The 14,530-nt window shown below is 71.7% G+C and carries 17 protein-coding genes; 3 read left to right on the top strand and 14 right to left on the bottom strand.

Going from position 1 to position 14,530, the window contains the following annotated elements; translation table 11 throughout:
- The first annotated feature begins 77 nt into the window (after nucleotides 1-77).
- Entirely contained in the window at nucleotides 78-914 is an 837-nt protein-coding gene (locus MFF64_RS32065; protein WP_238193367.1) for an IclR family transcriptional regulator, read from the top strand.
- A 468-nt stretch (nucleotides 915-1,382) separates the two neighbouring features.
- Here the strand turns inward: MFF64_RS32065 and MFF64_RS32060 are convergent, their stop codons facing one another.
- The 14 genes from MFF64_RS32060 to nac form a co-directional block, all read right to left on the bottom strand.
- Nucleotides 1,383-2,531 carry a pyridoxal phosphate-dependent aminotransferase gene (locus MFF64_RS32060; protein ID WP_099902163.1) on the bottom strand — a complete coding sequence of 383 codons (1,149 nt, stop codon included), beginning with the start codon at nucleotides 2,529-2,531 and terminating at the stop codon, nucleotides 1,383-1,385.
- A 50-nt stretch (nucleotides 2,532-2,581) separates the two neighbouring features.
- Complete coding sequence (locus MFF64_RS38710; RefSeq protein ID WP_438823115.1) at nucleotides 2,582-2,947, bottom strand: hypothetical protein; 366 nt, start codon at nucleotides 2,945-2,947, stop codon at nucleotides 2,582-2,584.
- Between the two features lie 81 nt (nucleotides 2,948-3,028).
- Complete coding sequence (locus tag MFF64_RS32050; RefSeq protein ID WP_238193363.1) at nucleotides 3,029-3,871, bottom strand: ABC transporter substrate-binding protein; 843 nt, start codon at nucleotides 3,869-3,871, stop codon at nucleotides 3,029-3,031.
- A gap of 239 nt (nucleotides 3,872-4,110) precedes the next feature.
- The gene (locus tag MFF64_RS32045) at nucleotides 4,111-4,890 is read right to left on the bottom strand and encodes an amino acid ABC transporter ATP-binding protein (protein ID WP_425324357.1); all 780 of its coding nucleotides are present in this window, start codon (nucleotides 4,888-4,890) and stop codon (nucleotides 4,111-4,113) included.
- Between the two features lie 14 nt (nucleotides 4,891-4,904).
- Nucleotides 4,905-5,654, bottom strand: a complete 750-nt coding sequence (locus MFF64_RS32040) for an amino acid ABC transporter permease (protein WP_238193362.1) — start codon at nucleotides 5,652-5,654, stop codon at nucleotides 4,905-4,907.
- Nucleotides 5,655-5,656: 2 nt separating this feature from the next.
- Entirely contained in the window at nucleotides 5,657-6,358 is a 702-nt protein-coding gene (locus MFF64_RS32035; protein ID WP_238193361.1) for an amino acid ABC transporter permease, read from the bottom strand.
- Nucleotides 6,359-6,371: 13 nt separating this feature from the next.
- Nucleotides 6,372-7,124 (bottom strand): SDR family oxidoreductase, encoded by a 753-nt coding sequence (locus MFF64_RS32030; protein WP_099900795.1) that lies wholly within the window; start codon nucleotides 7,122-7,124, stop codon nucleotides 6,372-6,374.
- 85 nt (nucleotides 7,125-7,209) lie between these two features.
- Nucleotides 7,210-7,986 carry a LamB/YcsF family protein gene (locus tag MFF64_RS32025; protein WP_238193360.1) on the bottom strand — a complete coding sequence of 259 codons (777 nt, stop codon included), beginning with the start codon at nucleotides 7,984-7,986 and terminating at the stop codon, nucleotides 7,210-7,212.
- Between the two features lie 3 nt (nucleotides 7,987-7,989).
- Nucleotides 7,990-8,412: an acetyl-CoA carboxylase biotin carboxyl carrier protein gene (locus tag MFF64_RS32020; RefSeq protein WP_099900304.1), complete on the bottom strand. Its 423-nt coding sequence runs from the start codon at nucleotides 8,410-8,412 to the stop codon at nucleotides 7,990-7,992.
- Nucleotides 8,409-9,392, bottom strand: coding sequence for a 5-oxoprolinase subunit C family protein (locus tag MFF64_RS32015; protein ID WP_099900302.1), 984 nt, complete (start codon nucleotides 9,390-9,392; stop codon nucleotides 8,409-8,411). The genes MFF64_RS32020 and MFF64_RS32015 overlap by 4 nt, the downstream gene beginning before the upstream one ends.
- Nucleotides 9,389-10,081: a 5-oxoprolinase subunit PxpB gene (gene pxpB / locus MFF64_RS32010; protein WP_238193359.1), complete on the bottom strand. Its 693-nt coding sequence runs from the start codon at nucleotides 10,079-10,081 to the stop codon at nucleotides 9,389-9,391. Before pxpB ends, MFF64_RS32015 begins: the two co-directional genes overlap by 4 nt.
- Nucleotides 10,078-11,427: an acetyl-CoA carboxylase biotin carboxylase subunit gene (accC, locus tag MFF64_RS32005; protein WP_099900300.1), complete on the bottom strand. Its 1,350-nt coding sequence runs from the start codon at nucleotides 11,425-11,427 to the stop codon at nucleotides 10,078-10,080. The genes pxpB and accC overlap by 4 nt, the downstream gene beginning before the upstream one ends.
- A gap of 7 nt (nucleotides 11,428-11,434) precedes the next feature.
- Entirely contained in the window at nucleotides 11,435-11,896 is a 462-nt protein-coding gene (locus MFF64_RS32000) for an acetyl-CoA carboxylase biotin carboxyl carrier protein (RefSeq protein ID WP_238193358.1), read from the bottom strand.
- A 90-nt stretch (nucleotides 11,897-11,986) separates the two neighbouring features.
- A complete protein-coding gene (gene nac / locus MFF64_RS31995) occupies nucleotides 11,987-12,922 on the bottom strand; it encodes a nitrogen assimilation transcriptional regulator NAC (protein ID WP_238193357.1) in 936 nt (311 codons plus the stop codon).
- A 222-nt stretch (nucleotides 12,923-13,144) separates the two neighbouring features.
- On the opposite strand from nac, the gene MFF64_RS31990 reads away from it, so the two are divergent.
- Together MFF64_RS31990 and MFF64_RS31985 are read left to right on the top strand one after the other, a co-directional pair.
- Complete coding sequence (locus MFF64_RS31990) at nucleotides 13,145-14,002, top strand: isocitrate lyase/PEP mutase family protein (protein ID WP_238193356.1); 858 nt, start codon at nucleotides 13,145-13,147, stop codon at nucleotides 14,000-14,002.
- Between the two features lie 109 nt (nucleotides 14,003-14,111).
- The gene (locus MFF64_RS31985; RefSeq protein ID WP_438823114.1) at nucleotides 14,112-14,354 is read left to right on the top strand and encodes an IS66 family transposase; all 243 of its coding nucleotides are present in this window, start codon (nucleotides 14,112-14,114) and stop codon (nucleotides 14,352-14,354) included.
- Nucleotides 14,355-14,530 lie beyond the last annotated feature (176 nt).

The following is a 14,530-nucleotide window of genomic DNA, read 5'->3' as shown; positions in this document are numbered from 1 at the left end:
TGGGCAACAGCTATTTCGACAGGCGAACGATTTTGCCAATATTCTTTCACTGAATGAAAACGATGGGCGTGAGCGGCATGTCAGATGCGGCCCAACCGAAATTCGCCGATCGATCCGGGCCGGCGCGGATCGCCGGGTTGCTGCGCCATCTCGGCGAGGCGGGCGCCGGCGGCGCGCGCCTGAGCGCACTCGCCGCGGCGACCGGCCTGCCGGCGCCGACGGCCCTGCGGCTGCTGCGGGCGCTCGTCGCCGAGGAACTGGTCGATCTCGATTCCACAACCAAGACCTACCGGCTCGGCCTTGGCCTCTTTCGCCTCGCCGCCCAGGCCGGCAACCCGCTCGGCCTGCGCGACCTCGCCCGCCCGGCGCTGCTGCGCCTCACCGGAGCGCTCGGCGAGACGGTCTTCCTCCTCGTGCGCAGCGGCTACGAGGCGGTTTGCATCGACCGCACGGCGGGTCCTCTGCCGATCCGCTCCTTCACCGGCGATATCGGCGGCCGGGTGATGCTCGGCCTCGGCCAGGGGGCGATGGCGATCCTGGCGCATCTGCCGGCGGACGAGCAGGAGGCGGTGATCCGCTACAACCTGCCGCGGATCCGCGAAGTGACGAGCCTGGACGAGGCCTTCCTGCACACCGAGATCGCCCGCACGCGCGACCTCGGCTATTGCGCGGCGGCGTCGGGCCTGATCCCCGGCATGGCCGGGCTCGGCGTGCCGATCCTGGATTCCGACGGCCGCGCGGTGGCGGCGCTGAGCGTCGGCAGCACGGTCGACCGCCTCGCCGGCGAGCGCCGCGACGCCATCGCCGGCATGCTCCGGCGGGAGGCGGCCGGAATCGCGGCCCGCCTGAATCCTTTCGACGAGACCCTGCGCCGCGCCGGTGCCGCGATGGAGCGCCCGTCGTCGCGAGGGTGAACTGCCCCGGATTGTCCCGGAGGCCGGATGCTGTGGGTCAGGCTGCCGGCGCGAGCGGACGAGAGCGGCAGCCCCGATCGACCCATCCCATCGACCCATCGCAGGGCGGCGGGCTCGACCGCCCCGACGGAGCGCCACAGCCCGCACCGATGGATCACGCCGGATCAGGTCCGGCGCGCCCTCGACTGGGGATTGGGGCTACTCTTCCCTCTATCCTGCGATTCCGCTCGCGCAGAGCCGCCCTCTGCCGAGGCCTGTCGCCGGATGACCCGGCAGTCCCTAGCCCGCCTGGCGGGCGATGGAGGCTCGGGGCTCGCAGGGAGCATGGCTCGTTCTTTGAGCTGGGAAGACGCTCTGCGTTACATGTTGCAGAAGGAGGATCGCTTTGGTCCTCACGTTCGACGCGCCTGCGACACGCATGCGAACGATTGACCGCCGATGGTCGTCCCTTCGGACGGGGGCGTCCCCTCAGCGCAAGGCGGTACAGAACGCCTCGATGCGCCGGCAGCCTTCGACGAGGGCCTCCATGTCGGTAGCGTAGGACAGACGGATGTAAGGGCTCATGCCGTAGGCGCTGCCCGGCACCGCCGCCACGTGCGCCTCGGCGAGGAGAGCGGTGACGAAGTCCGTGTCCGTACTGATCTGGCGCCCGCCGGCGGTGCTCCGGCCGAGGCAGTCGGCGATGTTCGGGAAGACGTAGAACGCCCCCTCCGGCGTGTGGCACCGGATGCCCGGGATCGCGTTCAGCATCTCGACGACGCGGTCGCGCCGCTCGCGGTAGATGGCGGCGCGCTCGGCCAGGAACTCCTGCGGCCCGTCGAGCACCGCGACCGTGGCCGCCTGCGACACCGTCGTGATTCCGCCGGTCGACTGAAGCTGGATGTTGCTCATCGGCGCGATGAGGTCCCGCGGCCCGCCGCAATAGCCGACGCGCCAGCCCGTCATCGCATAGGCCTTCGAGGCGCCGTTGACCGTGAGCACCCGCCCCTTCAGCTGTGGCGCGACCTGCGCCAGGGTGCAGAAGGTGAAGTCGTCGTAGACCAGGTGCTCGTAGATGTCGTCGGTGAGGACGAGTACCTGCGGGTGGCGCTCGATGACCTCGGCGAGCGCCCGCATCTCGGCGGAGGTGCAGGCCGCGCCCGTGGGATTGTTCGGGAAGTTGAGGATGACCCAGCGGGTGCGCGGGGCGATCGCTGCCTCGAGGTCCTCCGGCCGGAGCTTGAACCGGTTGTTCTCCGGGCAGGGCACCGGCACCGGCCTGGCGCCCGCCAGCGCCACGATGTCGGCGTAGGTGATCCAGCCCGGAGCCGGGATCACCACCTCGTCGCCCGGGTTGCAGGTCGCCAGGATGGCGTCGAAGATGATCTGCTTGCCGCCATTGGCAACCAGGATCTCGTCCGGCGCGTAGTCGAGGTCGTTGTCGCGCTTGAACTTGCGCTGGATCGCCGCCTTGAGGGCCGGCGTGCCGCCGAGCGGCGGGTACTTGGTGTCCCCGTCGAGGGCGGCCTTGTGCGCGGCTTCGATCGCGTGCGGCGGTGTCGGGAAGTCGGGCTCGCCCGAGGACAGGCTGATGATCGCGATGCCCTGAGCGCGCAGCTCGCGCGCCTTGTCGGTCATCGCGGCGGACGCCGAGAGCGTCACGTTCGCCTAGCGGTCTGCGGTTCGTATCATGTCGCGTTCCAGGTTCCGGCGCCCCGCGGAAAGGAAGACGGGGCCCTTGGGCGGACCTGCCCCGCGCGGTGCTGCCGGGGCGGTGGAGGGACCGGATCGGGGTGCCATCCCGACCCGATGGAAAGCCGGCTCCGGCCAGTGCGCGAGGCGTCGCGGACCACCCCTGCCGGAACGCGCCCTGCCCGTGCGGGACTGGCATCGCGCTGCCGGAGAAGCGCGCCCCCTCGCAGTGGGTTGGGCAGGCTGTTGGGGCGAAACGGGCAGGCCCGGCACGGCCGGCTCGGGTTGACCGCCACGCGGTCGCCCACCGCGACGTCCGCCGCCCTTGCGGCTACGAGGCCGGCGACCTCGCGGCCGAGCATCACCGGCTCCTCGACCCACACCGTGCCGAAGCCGCCGTGGCGGTCGTCGTGCAGGTCCGAACGATGCGCTTCACCGCGGCCTCATGGGATCGGCTCGAACTTCAACTCGGCGAGCGGGGTCACCTTCTCGGTGCGCGTCAGCTTGTACTCGGTGTCGGGGCCGAGCCACCTGGTCCAGGCGGCGTCGATCTCACCCGCGGTCTCCATCGCCCGCAGGGTCTCGTTGACCTTGGCGAGCAGCGCCGGCTCGTCCTTCTTCATCCCGATGCCGATCGGCTGGTAGACCATCGGCTCAGCGATCATCTTGAGCTTGACGCCACGGGTCTGCGACTCGTTGACGAGCTTGGTGATCGTCATGGTGTTGGCCACCATGCCGAGCGACTTGTTCTGCTGCACCGCCATGAACGCCGAGCCGGTATCCTGGAAGGTCAGGGGCTCCGAGCCGTTCATCCGGATCGCGAGCTCGGAGGTCGAGCCCTTGGTCGAGGACAGGCGCTTGCCCTTGTAGTCCGCCTTCGAGGTCGAGGGATCGCTCGCCTTCACGGCGAGCATCTCCTTGGCGAGGTAGTAGGGATCCGAGAACTGGATCTGCTCGGCGCGGCCCAGCGTATAGGCGAGGTTCGCGATGGTGATGTCGACGCGGCCGAGCTTCACCTCGGGCACCCGCGACTCGACGGAGAGCGGCGTGATCGCCGCCTTGACGCCCCAGCGCCTCGCGATGTCCCGGCACAGGTCGACGTCGAAGCCGACCATCTCGCGGGTCTTGGGGTCGGGGGCCGCGAAGGGCGGCACGTCGGCGAAGGTGCCGCAGCGCAGCTCGCCGCGGGCCTTGATGTCGGCGAGCTGGTCGGCGCGCGCGGGGCCGGCGGCCGCCTGGACCGCGACGCCGAGCGCGAGGCTGAGGGAGAGCGTCTTCAACGACATGATCGGGCGGCTCCAGGCAGGCGCGGGGCAGGGGGCGGCTCGAGCAGCGCACGATCGCGCGGCGATCGAGCACGGCTCCAGATCTTCGAGGGTGCGGCATCGGCTCCGGGAAGACGTCCGTCTCCCGGAAGCGATGCTCCGGGCGGACTTGCGTCGGCAGACCGGCGCTTCGCCCGCTCGCTTCGTTGATGAACGCCGGTCGTGTCGCAGATCCGGCGGCCACTTCGTCGGAAAATGCTCTAGTGGCGCAGGTCCGAGAGGAACTTCTTGGCGCGCGGGTGTTGCGGGTTGGAGAAAAAGGCGTCCGGCGGCGCGGTCTCGAGGATGCGGCCGGCATCCATGAACCAGATCCGGTCCGCGACCTCGCGGGCAAAACCCATCTCGTGGGTGACGCACATCATCGTCATGCCGTCCGCCGCGAGGCTGCGCATCACCGCCAGCACCTCGCCGACCATCTCCGGGTCGAGGGCCGAGGTCGGCTCGTCGAACAGCATGGCGGGCGGCTCCATCGCCAGCGCCCGGGCGATGGCGACGCGCTGCTGCTGGCCGCCGGAGAGCTGGGCCGGATATGCCCCGGCCTTCGCGGACAGCCCGACCCGGTCGAGGAGCGCCATCGCGCGCGCCTTGGCGACCTCGCGCTTCGCGCCGTTCACCTTGATCGGCGACAGGATGACGTTGTCGAGGGCCGAGAGGTGCGGGAACAGGTTGAAGCTCTGGAACACGAAGCCGATCCGGCTGCGCAGACGGTTGAGCGCCGCGGCCTTGAGCGGCCCGTGCACGCTCTCGCCGTCGAAGGTGAGGGTGCCCGACGCGATCTCCTCGAGCCGGTTGACGGTGCGGATCAGGGTGGACTTGCCGGAGCCCGAAGGCCCGCAGACCACCACCACCTCGCCGCGCCCGACCTCCGCCGTGACGTCATCGAGGGCCTTGTACGCCCCGTAATACTTCGTGACGTTCTCGAAGCGGATCATGGCGGTGCCGGCGTTGCTGGTTTCGGCGATCTTGACGTCTGGGATCATCTCGGCGTCGGACGTCATGGCTCGGCCGTGAGTTGGCGGACGGTGAGCGGAGCCGGCGCGGCGGCCGGGCCGGCACGTCGGCGGGCGATGCGCCGCTCGAGCCGGACCGCCAGGAAGGTCAGCGTCCAGCACACGGCGTAGTAGATGATGGCCAGCAGGAAGAAGACCTGGAACGGCTTGGTCAGCAGCTGGTTGTTGATCTGGTTTGCTGCGAACGTCAGCTCCGGTACGTTGATGACGTAGCCGAGCGTCGTTTCCTTGATGGTCGATACGAACTGGCTGATCAGGCTCGGGATGACGTTATAGAGCGCCTGCGGCAGGATAATGTAGAGGAGCGCCTGGGGGTAGGACTGGCCGAGCGCGCGCGCCGCCTCCATCTGCCCCCGCCCGAGCGCCACGATGCCGCCGCGCACCACCTCGCTCAGGAACGCGCCCTCGTAGAGCACCAGGGTCACCAGCATGGTGACGAAGCCCGGTACGGCGGCGCCGATCAGGAGCGGCACCATGAAGTAGACCCACAGGATCAGCATCAGAAGCGGCACGCCGCGGGCGACGTAGACGAGCACGGTCGAGGGCCACAGCAGGAGCGGGTTTCGCGACAGCCGGGCGAGGGCGATCAGCACGCTCAAGGGAAAGGCGAGCGCGATCGACAGCGCGGAGAGGAGCAGGGTGGCGGCGAACCCGCCGAGCGGTCCGTTCGGGTACTGGCCGACCAGGAGCAGCAGCCAGTTGTCGCGCAGGATCGTGAGAATATCGCCGATCATCGTCAGCGTGCTCCCATGACCTGCCCGCGCCATTGCAGCACGGCGCCGACGCCCATGATGACGAGCGAGACGGCGAGATAGGCGATCGTGGCGATCAGGTAGGTCTCGAAGGTGCGGAAGCTCAGGTTCTCGACCTCCTTGACGGCATGGGTGAGCTCGGAGACGCCGATCGCCATGGTGAGCGAGCTGTTCTTGAACAGCGAGACCGAGTGGTTGACGAGGGCCGGCAGGGCGTTGCGGATCGCCTGGGGCATCAGCACGTAGCGCAGGCTGCCGAGGAAGCCGTGGCCGAGTGCCCGGGCGGCTTCCGCCTGCCCGGGCGGCACGGCGCGTAGGCCCGAGCGCAGGTCCTCGCTGAAATACGCCGCCTGGCACAGGCCGAGGCCGAGGATGCCGTAGATCGTCTCGGCGCCGTGGTCGTTGAGCCAGTACTGCACGGCGTCGGGCAGGAGGCTCGCGATGCCGAAGTACCACAGCATCAGCTGCACGAGAGTCGGCACGTTGCGGTGGTAGGAGACGTAGGCCGCGACCAGGCGGTCGCCAATCCGGACGGGGGCGAGGCGCAAGGAGAGCAGCACGAGGGCGAGGCTCATCGCCAGGCACCACGAGCCCGCAGCGACCACGAGGGTCACCAGCGCGCCGCGCCACAGCATCCGGGCGAAGTCCGGATTGGACAGGACGGCGAGGAGGTCGAACCCATGCACGGCGAGTGGCCCTTCAGGTCGCGGACGCGTCGGGACGGGCGGTCTGGAGGCCGCCCATCACCTGGAGCGTGGGGGTGATCTCCATGTGGCCGACATTCATCGACCGCGGCGCGGCGATCGCGAAGGCGATGGCGTCCGCGATGTCGGCGGCCTCGGGCAGCTCGAAGCCGTCGATGAAGCGCGCGCGGACCTCCGGCGTGTCGCCGTGGACGTGGGCGAAGATGTCGGTGGCGACGCGTCCGGGGCAGATCTCCGTCACCCGCACCCGGCGCCCGAAGGTGTCGATGCGCAGCTGGTTGGAGAGCATCGCCACCGCCGCCTTGGTGGCGTGATAGGTCGAGTTGCCGCCGAAATTGTAGTTGCCGGCGATCGACGTGATGTTGACGACGTGGCCGCGGTCGCGCGCCGCCATGCCCGGCACGACGAGCCGGCACAGGTGCAGCACCGCCCGCAGGTTCACGTCGACCAGAAGGTCGATATCCGCCGCCTGGGCGTCGAGGAGCTTGCGCGGGGTGTCGACGCCCGCATTGTTCACGAGCACGTCGAACGGGACCTTCGCCGCGAGGTCGGCGAGCGCCGCGGTGTCGGCGACGTCGATGACGTGGGGCACGCAGCCGGTGCGCGCGGCGAGCTTCTCGAGGGGAGCCCGGCTGCGGGCGACCGCGTGGACCTCGAGCCCCTCGCGGCGGAAGCGCTCCACCACGGCCGCGCCGATGCCGCCCGAGGCACCGGTCACGAGGGCGGTTGTGTAATCGGAGAACGGCATGGCGGGTCCGTGACAGTTGATGAGAGTTAGGTGACGCCGTGGAAGGTGCGCAAAGACGGATTTGCTGTGCCGCGATAAGACGAGGTTATGTTGACGCCGCATTCTGGTGCGACAGGGGAACGACCTCTCCTCCGGCCTCCGCGACGGCAGCGCGCACCGCCCGGGCGAGGGTGACCGCGCCGGGGGTGTCGCCGTGGACCAGGATCGCGTGCGGCCGAAGCGGCAGGCGCTCGCCCTCGTGCGTGACGACGACACCCTCGGCGAGCAGCCGGCGCACCCGCTCCAGCACCTGCGCCTCGTCGTGGATCACCGCACCCGGCAGCCGGCGCGGCACCAGGAGACCGTCGCGGTCGCAGGCCCGGTCGGCCAGGAAGGTCTTCGCGATGCGCAGGCCGTGAGCCGCCGCGGCCTGCTCGAGCGCGCGGCTCGGCGAGGTGAGGACCGTCAGCTGCGGGTCGAACCGGGCCACCGCCGCGACGAGGGGCGCGGCCAGCGCCGCGTCCGCCGCCGCCATGTTGCCGAGCGCGCCGTGGAAGCTCATGTGGGTCACCCGCGCGCCCTGCGCCCGGGCGATGCCGGCGAGGGCGCCGAGCTGGTAGACGACCATCGCGCACAGCTCGTCGCGCTCGACCTGCATCACCCGGCGGCCGAAGCCCTGGCGGTCGGGAAAGCCGACATGGGCGCCGATGTCGACGCCCCGCGCCACCGCTGCCCGGACCGTGCGCTCCATGATGAGCGGGTCGCCGGCGTGGAAGCCGCAGGCGATGTTGGCCGAGGACAGGACGTCGAGGAGGGCCTCGTCGTCCCCCATCCGCCAGGGGCCGTAGCCCTCGCCGAGATCGGCGTTGAGGTCGATCTGCATGGCCTACTCCTCCGGCCGGACATCGATGAGCGGGTCGCCGTAGCCGACGAGGGCGCCCTCCGGCGCGACGACCCGGATGACGGTACCGGCGCGGGGCGCCGTCACGGTGAGGAGCAGGGCCCCGACGCGCAGGAGCCCGACCGGCTGCCCGGCGGCGATCCGCTCGCCCGGGACGACGAGGGATTCGGCGCGCAGCGGATGGGCCGGAAGGAAGTGACCGACGCCCGGCGAGCGGACGGTCCCGGGGGCGGGCTCCGCCCGCGGCGAGGGGCCGGCCGCCGCAGCCGTGGACCCGCCGCTTCCACTTGGGCCAATTCCGCGCGCGAGGCGCACCTGTCCCTCCGGGCCCCGGAGCTCGAGCTCATCGATGCCGGACGCGGCGAGCCACGCGGCGAGCTCGGGGATGCGGGCGAGCGGCGAGGTCATGCGGCGCTCCGGGGCGAGAGGCAGGAGAGGTCGCGCCGGGCCGCGGCGAGCCAGCCGTCCAGTGCGTCGCGGGCGGCGAGCGCCTCGTCCCAGCCGGTCTCGACGAAGCGGATCCGGCTGCCGATCGGTGCCTGGGCGAGACGCCAGAGATCCGCCTCGATGACGGTGCCGATCTTCGGATAGCCGCCTGAGGGCTGGGCGTCGCACATCTGGATGATCGGCTGACCGCCATGCGGCACCTGGATCACGCCCGGCACGATCCCGTGCGAGCGAAGCTCCAGAGGTCGCAGGGGCACGAGGGTCGGCCCGGCGAGCCGGAAGCCGTAGCGGTCGCTCTGCGGCGTGATCCGCCAGGGCTCGCCCCAGAACGCCGCGAGCGAATCCGTGGTGTAGCGGTCGTACTCGGCGGCGGGCAGCACCCGCAGGGCCGGAACGCCGTCGACCGCGCGCGGCAGGGCGATCGCCGGCGGCACCAGCCCGGTCCCGGGCGGCGGTCCCTCGGCAGCGCGGCCGACGGGCAGCGCGTCGCCCGCCCGGAGCGCCCGGCCCTCGAGGCCGCCGATCGCCCCGCGCAGCTGCGTCGCCCGCGAGCCGAGGACCATCGGCACGTCGATCCCCCCGGCCACGCAGAGATAGGACCGCGCCCCCCAGGCCCGGAACGCCGCCGGCCGGTCGAGGCGCAGGGTCGCGCCGGCCCGCGCCCGCGCCGCGGTCCAGGGCAGGACCAGGACCCCGTCGAGCGTCGCCGTGCAATCGGCCCCGGTGACCGCGAAGGCGGCGGCGGCCTCGAACCGGATCTCGAGCGGCAGCACCTGGACCTCGATGCCGGCCGCCTCGTCCGCGTTGCCGACGAGGAGGTTGCCGGCGGCCAGCGCCGGGGCGTCCATGGCGCCGGCCGTTCCGACGCCCCAGCGCAGGGCGCCCAGGCGCCCGCGATCCTGCACGGTGGCGAGCGCGCCGCAGGCGAGGAGGCGGATCATCGCACCACCCCGGCGATGCGGAAGCGGATGCTGTCGCCGGGCTGGAGCAGCGCCGGCGGCGTGCGGGCCGCGTCGAAGAAGATCATGTCGGTCGACCCGATGGTGTTCCAGCCGCTCGGGCCCGGCGAGGCCGAGACCCCGGTCTGCGCGCCGCCGATCGACACGGCGCCGCCCGGGATGCGCAGCACCGGCACCTTGCGCCGCGGCGTGGCGATCCGCGGATCCATGCCGCCGAGGTAGCAGTAGCCCGGGTGGCTCCCCAGCGCGTAGACCGGGTAGACCGGGGCGGCGTGGATCTCGGCGATCGCCTCCGGGGAGAGGCCGGTATGGGCGACGACGTCGGCCATGTGCAGCCCGCCCTCGCCGCCATAGACCACCGGCAGCTCGACGGTGCGGCCTTCGAGAGCGAGGGGGGAGGCGGTCTCCCAGGCGGCGGCGAGGCGCTCGACGATCGCCGCGAGGCGGCGGGGCGGCTCGCGCCACGTCACGAGCAGGTTGTTCACCCCCGGCACCGCCTCGCGCACCTCCGGCCAGGTCTCGGCCTCGCGGGCCAGCGACCAGATCCGGCGCTGCACCGCCAGGCTCGTCTCGCCCGGCGCCTCGAACAGGAGCGCCGTGGTGCCGAGCAGGCTGATGCCCGTCATGGGCTCGGTCGGCGCCTCGGCGAGGATCGGATTTCGTCCGTTCATGCCGCCGCGCGCCCCAGCATCGCCTCGAGGTGGTGGATGTCGACCCCGCCGGCCTGGAAGCCCGCATCGGCGAGGATGCGGACGTGGAGGGGCAGGTTGGTGGCGATGCCCTCGATCCGCGTCTCGGACAGGGCGACGCGCAGGCGGGCCAGGGCCTCGTGACGGGTGGCCCCGTGCACAATCAGCTTGGCGACCAGCGAGTCGTAGTGCGGCGGCACCACGCTGCCGGCGCCGACGTGGCTGTCGACCCGCACGCCCGGGCCGCCCGGCAGGTCGAAGCGTGCGATCCGGCCCGGGGAGGGGGCGAAGGTGGCGGGGTCCTCGGCGTTGATCCGGCACTCGACGGCGTGGCCGCGGGCGGCGATGTCGGACTGGCGCAGGCTCAGGGGCTCGCCGCGGGCGACGCGGATCCCCTCCGCGACGATGTCGAGGCCCGTCACCATCTCGGTCACCGGGTGCTCGACCTGCACCCGGGTGTTCATCTCGATGAAGTAGAAGCGGCCATCCTCGACCAGGAACTCGAAGGTGCCGGCGCCGCTGTAGCCGAGGCGGCGGCAGGCCTCGACGCAGCGCCCGCCGACATCGGCCACGCTCGCTGCGTCGAGACCCGGGGCCGGGGCCTCCTCCAGCACCTTCTGGTGCCGGCGCTGCAGCGAGCAGTCGCGGGTGCCGAGCCAGACCGCGTTGCCCCGGCCGTCGCCGATCACCTGGATCTCGACGTGGCGCGGGGTGGAGAGGAACTTCTCGACGTAGATCGCCGGGTTGCCGAAGGCGCGCCGCGCCTCCTCCCGCACCAGCGCCAGGGTGTCGAGGAGGGCTTCCTCCTCTCGCACGACGCGCATGCCACGCCCGCCCCCGCCGCCCGCCGCCTTGAGGAGGACGGGATAGCCGGTCTCGGCGGCGATGCGGCGGATCGCGTCCGGATCGTCGGGCAGGGCGCCCTCCGAGCCCGGCACGCAGGGCACGCCGGCCTCGCGCATCGCCGCCTTGGCGGCGACCTTGTCGCCCATGGTGCGGATGCAGGCCGCGTCCGGACCGATGAAGACGAGGCCGGCCTCGGTCACCCGCGCGGCGAAGTCGGCGTTCTCGGACAGGAAGCCGTAGCCGGGATGGATCGCGCCCGCTCCGGTGGCCCGGGCGGCGAGGAGGAGCGCGGTCGCGTCGAGGTAGCTGCGCCCGGCCGGGGCCGGGCCGACGCAGACCGCGACGTCGGCGTGCCGCACGTGGGGCGCATCCCGGTCGGCCTCCGAGTAGGCCGCGACGGTGCGCAGGCCCAGCATTCGGCAGGCCCGCTGGATCCGAAGCGCGATCTCGCCGCGATTGGCGATGAGGACGGTATCGAACATCGCTCCCTCACGCCAAGCGAAACAGCGGCTGGCCGCCCTCGACCTCGTCGCCGGAGGCGACGAGGACCGCCGCGATCATCCCGGCGCGGGCGGCACGGACCTCGTGGAAGGTCTTCATCGCCTCGACGGTGCAGAGCAGGGCGCCCGCCTCGACGGCCTGTCCCACCGCGACGAAGGGCTGCGCCTCGGCGGAGGGCGCCAGATAGGCGAGGCCCGCCAGCGGCGCGCGCACGTCGTTCGCGGCGGCCGGCGCGGGCGCCGGGGCCGGGCCTCCGGCCTCGTGGCGCCCGGATCGGGACGCCTCGGGTGCGGGATCCGCGGGTTCGGTCGCCGTCCCAGTTGCGCGTCCGGCCGGGCGCGCCAGTCGCAGGGTCCAGCCGTCCTTCGCGATCTCCATCTCGGCGAGATCGGACGCGGCCATCGCGTCGATCAGCGCCTTGATCTCGTCCATGGTCATTGCAGGTGCCATCTGTCGGCCGGTCCGGCCGCTCGTGAGGCACGCTAGTGACGCGTCCGGCCAGGCGCCAAGAGGGATTGGCACTGCGCCGATAAGGGCCGGTTATGGCCGCGTCGCCGTGGTCCCGCCGGCGAGCAGGTGCCGCGGCCAGTCGTGCACCAGCTCCAGCAGCAGTGCCCGGACCGCCTGGGCGGGCTCGGAGAGCGGCAGGTGGTCGGATTGGCACAGGGCGAGGGGCGCCTCGATCGCCGGCTCGACGATCCGGGCGCGCCAGGACGGCGCCGAGGCCGTCACCTCCCGGGCCATCGACTCGGGCAGAATCGTCGCCCCGAGGCCCGCGGCGATGACGGCCTTGAGGGTGTCGGCCGATTCGATCTCGGCGGCGACGCGCGGCGCGAGGTCGATCCCCGCGCAGGCGCCGTCGACGAGCTTGCGCACGACGTTGTAGGGACGCGGCAGATACAGTTCGAGGCTGCCGACATCGCGCAGCGGAACCGGATCGGGCCGCTGCGTCATGCCGGCCGGTCCGACGAGGTAGAGCGGTTCGCGCAGGAGCGGCAGGAAGGTGAGTCCGTGGACCTCCATCGTCCCGCCGTAGAGGACCGCGAGATCCATCCGACCGTTCATGACGAGTTCGGAGAGCGTCGTGCCGTAGGTCTCGTTGAGATAGGGCACGATGCCGGGATGGCGGGCGCGCATCTCGCGCAGCAGCGGCAGCGCGAGATGTGCGGCGGCGGTTCCTGGCGCAAGGCCCACGGAGACCGCGCCGGACAGGCCCTCGCCGGCCGCCCGCATGTCGACCCGGGCTTGGTCGCACTGACGCATGATCGCCTGGGCGTGACGGTAGAGCACCTTGCCCGCCTCGGTCGGCGTGACGCCGCGAGTGGTGCGCACCAGGAGCTTCTGGCCGGTCTCCGCCTCGAGGGTGGCGAGCTGCTGACTCAGCGCCGGCTGCGCCACGTGCAGCACGTCGGCGGCCTGCGTCATGCTGCCGATGTCGACGATCTTCAGAAAGTACTGAAGGCGCTTGAAGTTCATGGGCTCGTCTTCACGGGCGCGGCGTCGCGACCGGGGGCATAGGGAAACGCTATCAAGCCAGAGCAAAGCCGTCTTGGCTATGGGCACGCCCCTCCCGTAGAGCTCGGGACCGACGCCGCCAGGGCGGGTTGAGCCGACGATCGGTGCCGGGGGCTGAACCGATTGGAGCGGCCGAGTCCCGATCACGCGAAGGCCCGGCGGACCATGCCAGGAGCTCACGCCATGACACCTCCCGACCGCCTGCGCGCCCTGCTGGACCAGCCCGGTTTCATCGTCATGCCGGCGGTCTGGGACGGCCTGAGCGCCAAGCTCGCGGCCAATGCCGGCTTCGCGACCGCGTTCATGTCGGGCTCGTGCGTGGCTGCGTCCAGGCTCGGCGGGCCGGACCTCGACCTGATCTCCTTCGGCGAGATGCTGAACTCCCTCGAGATGGTGCGCGGTGCCGCCCCCGGCACGCTGGTGCTGGCGGATGGCGACCACGGCTACGGCAACGCGATCAACGTGCAGCGCACCGTGAGCGCCTACGGCCGGGCCGGGGCCGCCGCCGTGCTGATCGAGGACAAGGTCACGCCGAGGGCCCTCACCGCCGCCGGCAAGCCCTGCCTGCCGCGGGACGAGGCGCGCATGAAGATCCGGGCCGCGGTCGAGGCCGCGAAGGAGTCCGGCATCCTTGTGATGGCGCGCACCGATTGCCGGCCGACGCAGGGCATCGAGGAGGCGGTCGGCCGCATCGAGCTGTTCGTGGAGGAAGGGGCCGACCTCCTGTTCCTCGACTCGCCGGCCGACGAGGCCGAGATCCGGCGGGCCGTCGCGGCGAGCCGGGGACGCCCGCACTTCGCCGTGCTGTCCCCCGGCGCACCGCGGGAAACACCGAGCCAAGCGCGGGCGGCGGAACTCGGGCTGAAGATCGGCACCTTCCCGACGGGGCTCCTGTCCCCGGCGGTCGCGGGAATCCGCAGCGGGCTTGCCGCCCTCGCCGCCGGGCAGTCGGCCGCGGACGGTGCCCTGCCGCCCACGGAGCTGAGCGCGACGCTGGGCTACGGCGCCTACGAGGCTGCCGCACGGCCGTTCATGCTCTGAGGGAGCACGAGTCGAACTCGCGCTCCCGGTTCAAGCTCGTGCGCCGCATGCGCGAGGCGTTCGCCTGCCGTGCCTGCGGAGCAGGTGGTCCAGGCGCCCACGCCCCACCATGCGGGTCCCCGCGAGCGGGCAGGGTCCGGGGCTGCCGGCCCGCATCGCAGTGGCGAAGTTCGACGATCATCTTCCGCTGTATCGTCAGGCCGAGATTTTCGCGTGCGACGGCGTCGAGTTCGGGCTGGCTCGGCGCGACTGCGGCCACGCTGCAATCCCTGACCGCCTTCTGCGCCGGGAGGTGATCTCCGGCTCCGACGTCCCGCACGGCGACGACACGCCGATCCCGGTACGAGGTTGACCTGCACGGCAAGCCGCCCGACATCCGTCACCGCGAGCGACCCAAGCAGGCTGCCTGACCAGTTGCTCCGTCACCAGGCGCTGAAACCGGTCGCAAGCCATGAAAAACCCCGCGAGGCTCAGAGCCTCGCGGGGTTTTTCATGATCTTGGTTGCGGGGACAGGATTTGAACCTGTG

Source organism: Methylobacterium frigidaeris (assembly GCF_022179185.1).
GTDB lineage: Bacteria > Pseudomonadota > Alphaproteobacteria > Rhizobiales > Beijerinckiaceae > Methylobacterium > Methylobacterium frigidaeris.
The sequence above is the reverse complement of the archived record's forward strand: the minus strand, read 5'-3'. Positions and strand labels throughout refer to the sequence as shown.

Excerpts from the sequence above, each read along its gene's own strand:
- MFF64_RS32065 (WP_238193367.1), top strand. The coding sequence starts at position 78 with ATGTCAGATGCGGCCCAACCGAAATTCGCCGATCGATCCGGGCCGGCG.
- MFF64_RS32060 (WP_099902163.1), bottom strand. The coding sequence starts at position 2,531 with ATGACCGACAAGGCGCGCGAGCTGCGCGCTCAGGGCATCGCGATCATC.
- MFF64_RS38710 (WP_438823115.1), bottom strand. The coding sequence starts at position 2,947 with ATGCTCGGCCGCGAGGTCGCCGGCCTCGTAGCCGCAAGGGCGGCGGAC.
- MFF64_RS32050 (WP_238193363.1), bottom strand. The coding sequence starts at position 3,871 with ATGTCGTTGAAGACGCTCTCCCTCAGCCTCGCGCTCGGCGTCGCGGTC.
- MFF64_RS32045 (WP_425324357.1), bottom strand. The coding sequence starts at position 4,890 with ATGATCCCAGACGTCAAGATCGCCGAAACCAGCAACGCCGGCACCGCC.
- MFF64_RS32040 (WP_238193362.1), bottom strand. The coding sequence starts at position 5,654 with ATGATCGGCGATATTCTCACGATCCTGCGCGACAACTGGCTGCTGCTC.
- MFF64_RS32030 (WP_099900795.1), bottom strand. The coding sequence starts at position 7,124 with ATGCCGTTCTCCGATTACACAACCGCCCTCGTGACCGGTGCCTCGGGC.
- MFF64_RS32025 (WP_238193360.1), bottom strand. The coding sequence starts at position 7,986 with ATGCAGATCGACCTCAACGCCGATCTCGGCGAGGGCTACGGCCCCTGG.
- MFF64_RS32020 (WP_099900304.1), bottom strand. The coding sequence starts at position 8,412 with ATGACCTCGCCGCTCGCCCGCATCCCCGAGCTCGCCGCGTGGCTCGCC.
- MFF64_RS32015 (WP_099900302.1), bottom strand. The coding sequence starts at position 9,392 with ATGATCCGCCTCCTCGCCTGCGGCGCGCTCGCCACCGTGCAGGATCGC.
- pxpB (WP_238193359.1), bottom strand. The coding sequence starts at position 10,081 with ATGAACGGACGAAATCCGATCCTCGCCGAGGCGCCGACCGAGCCCATG.
- accC (WP_099900300.1), bottom strand. The coding sequence starts at position 11,427 with ATGTTCGATACCGTCCTCATCGCCAATCGCGGCGAGATCGCGCTTCGG.
- MFF64_RS32000 (WP_238193358.1), bottom strand. The coding sequence starts at position 11,896 with ATGGCACCTGCAATGACCATGGACGAGATCAAGGCGCTGATCGACGCG.
- nac (WP_238193357.1), bottom strand. The coding sequence starts at position 12,922 with ATGAACTTCAAGCGCCTTCAGTACTTTCTGAAGATCGTCGACATCGGC.
- MFF64_RS31990 (WP_238193356.1), top strand. The coding sequence starts at position 13,145 with ATGACACCTCCCGACCGCCTGCGCGCCCTGCTGGACCAGCCCGGTTTC.
- MFF64_RS31985 (WP_438823114.1), top strand. The coding sequence starts at position 14,112 with ATGCGGGTCCCCGCGAGCGGGCAGGGTCCGGGGCTGCCGGCCCGCATC.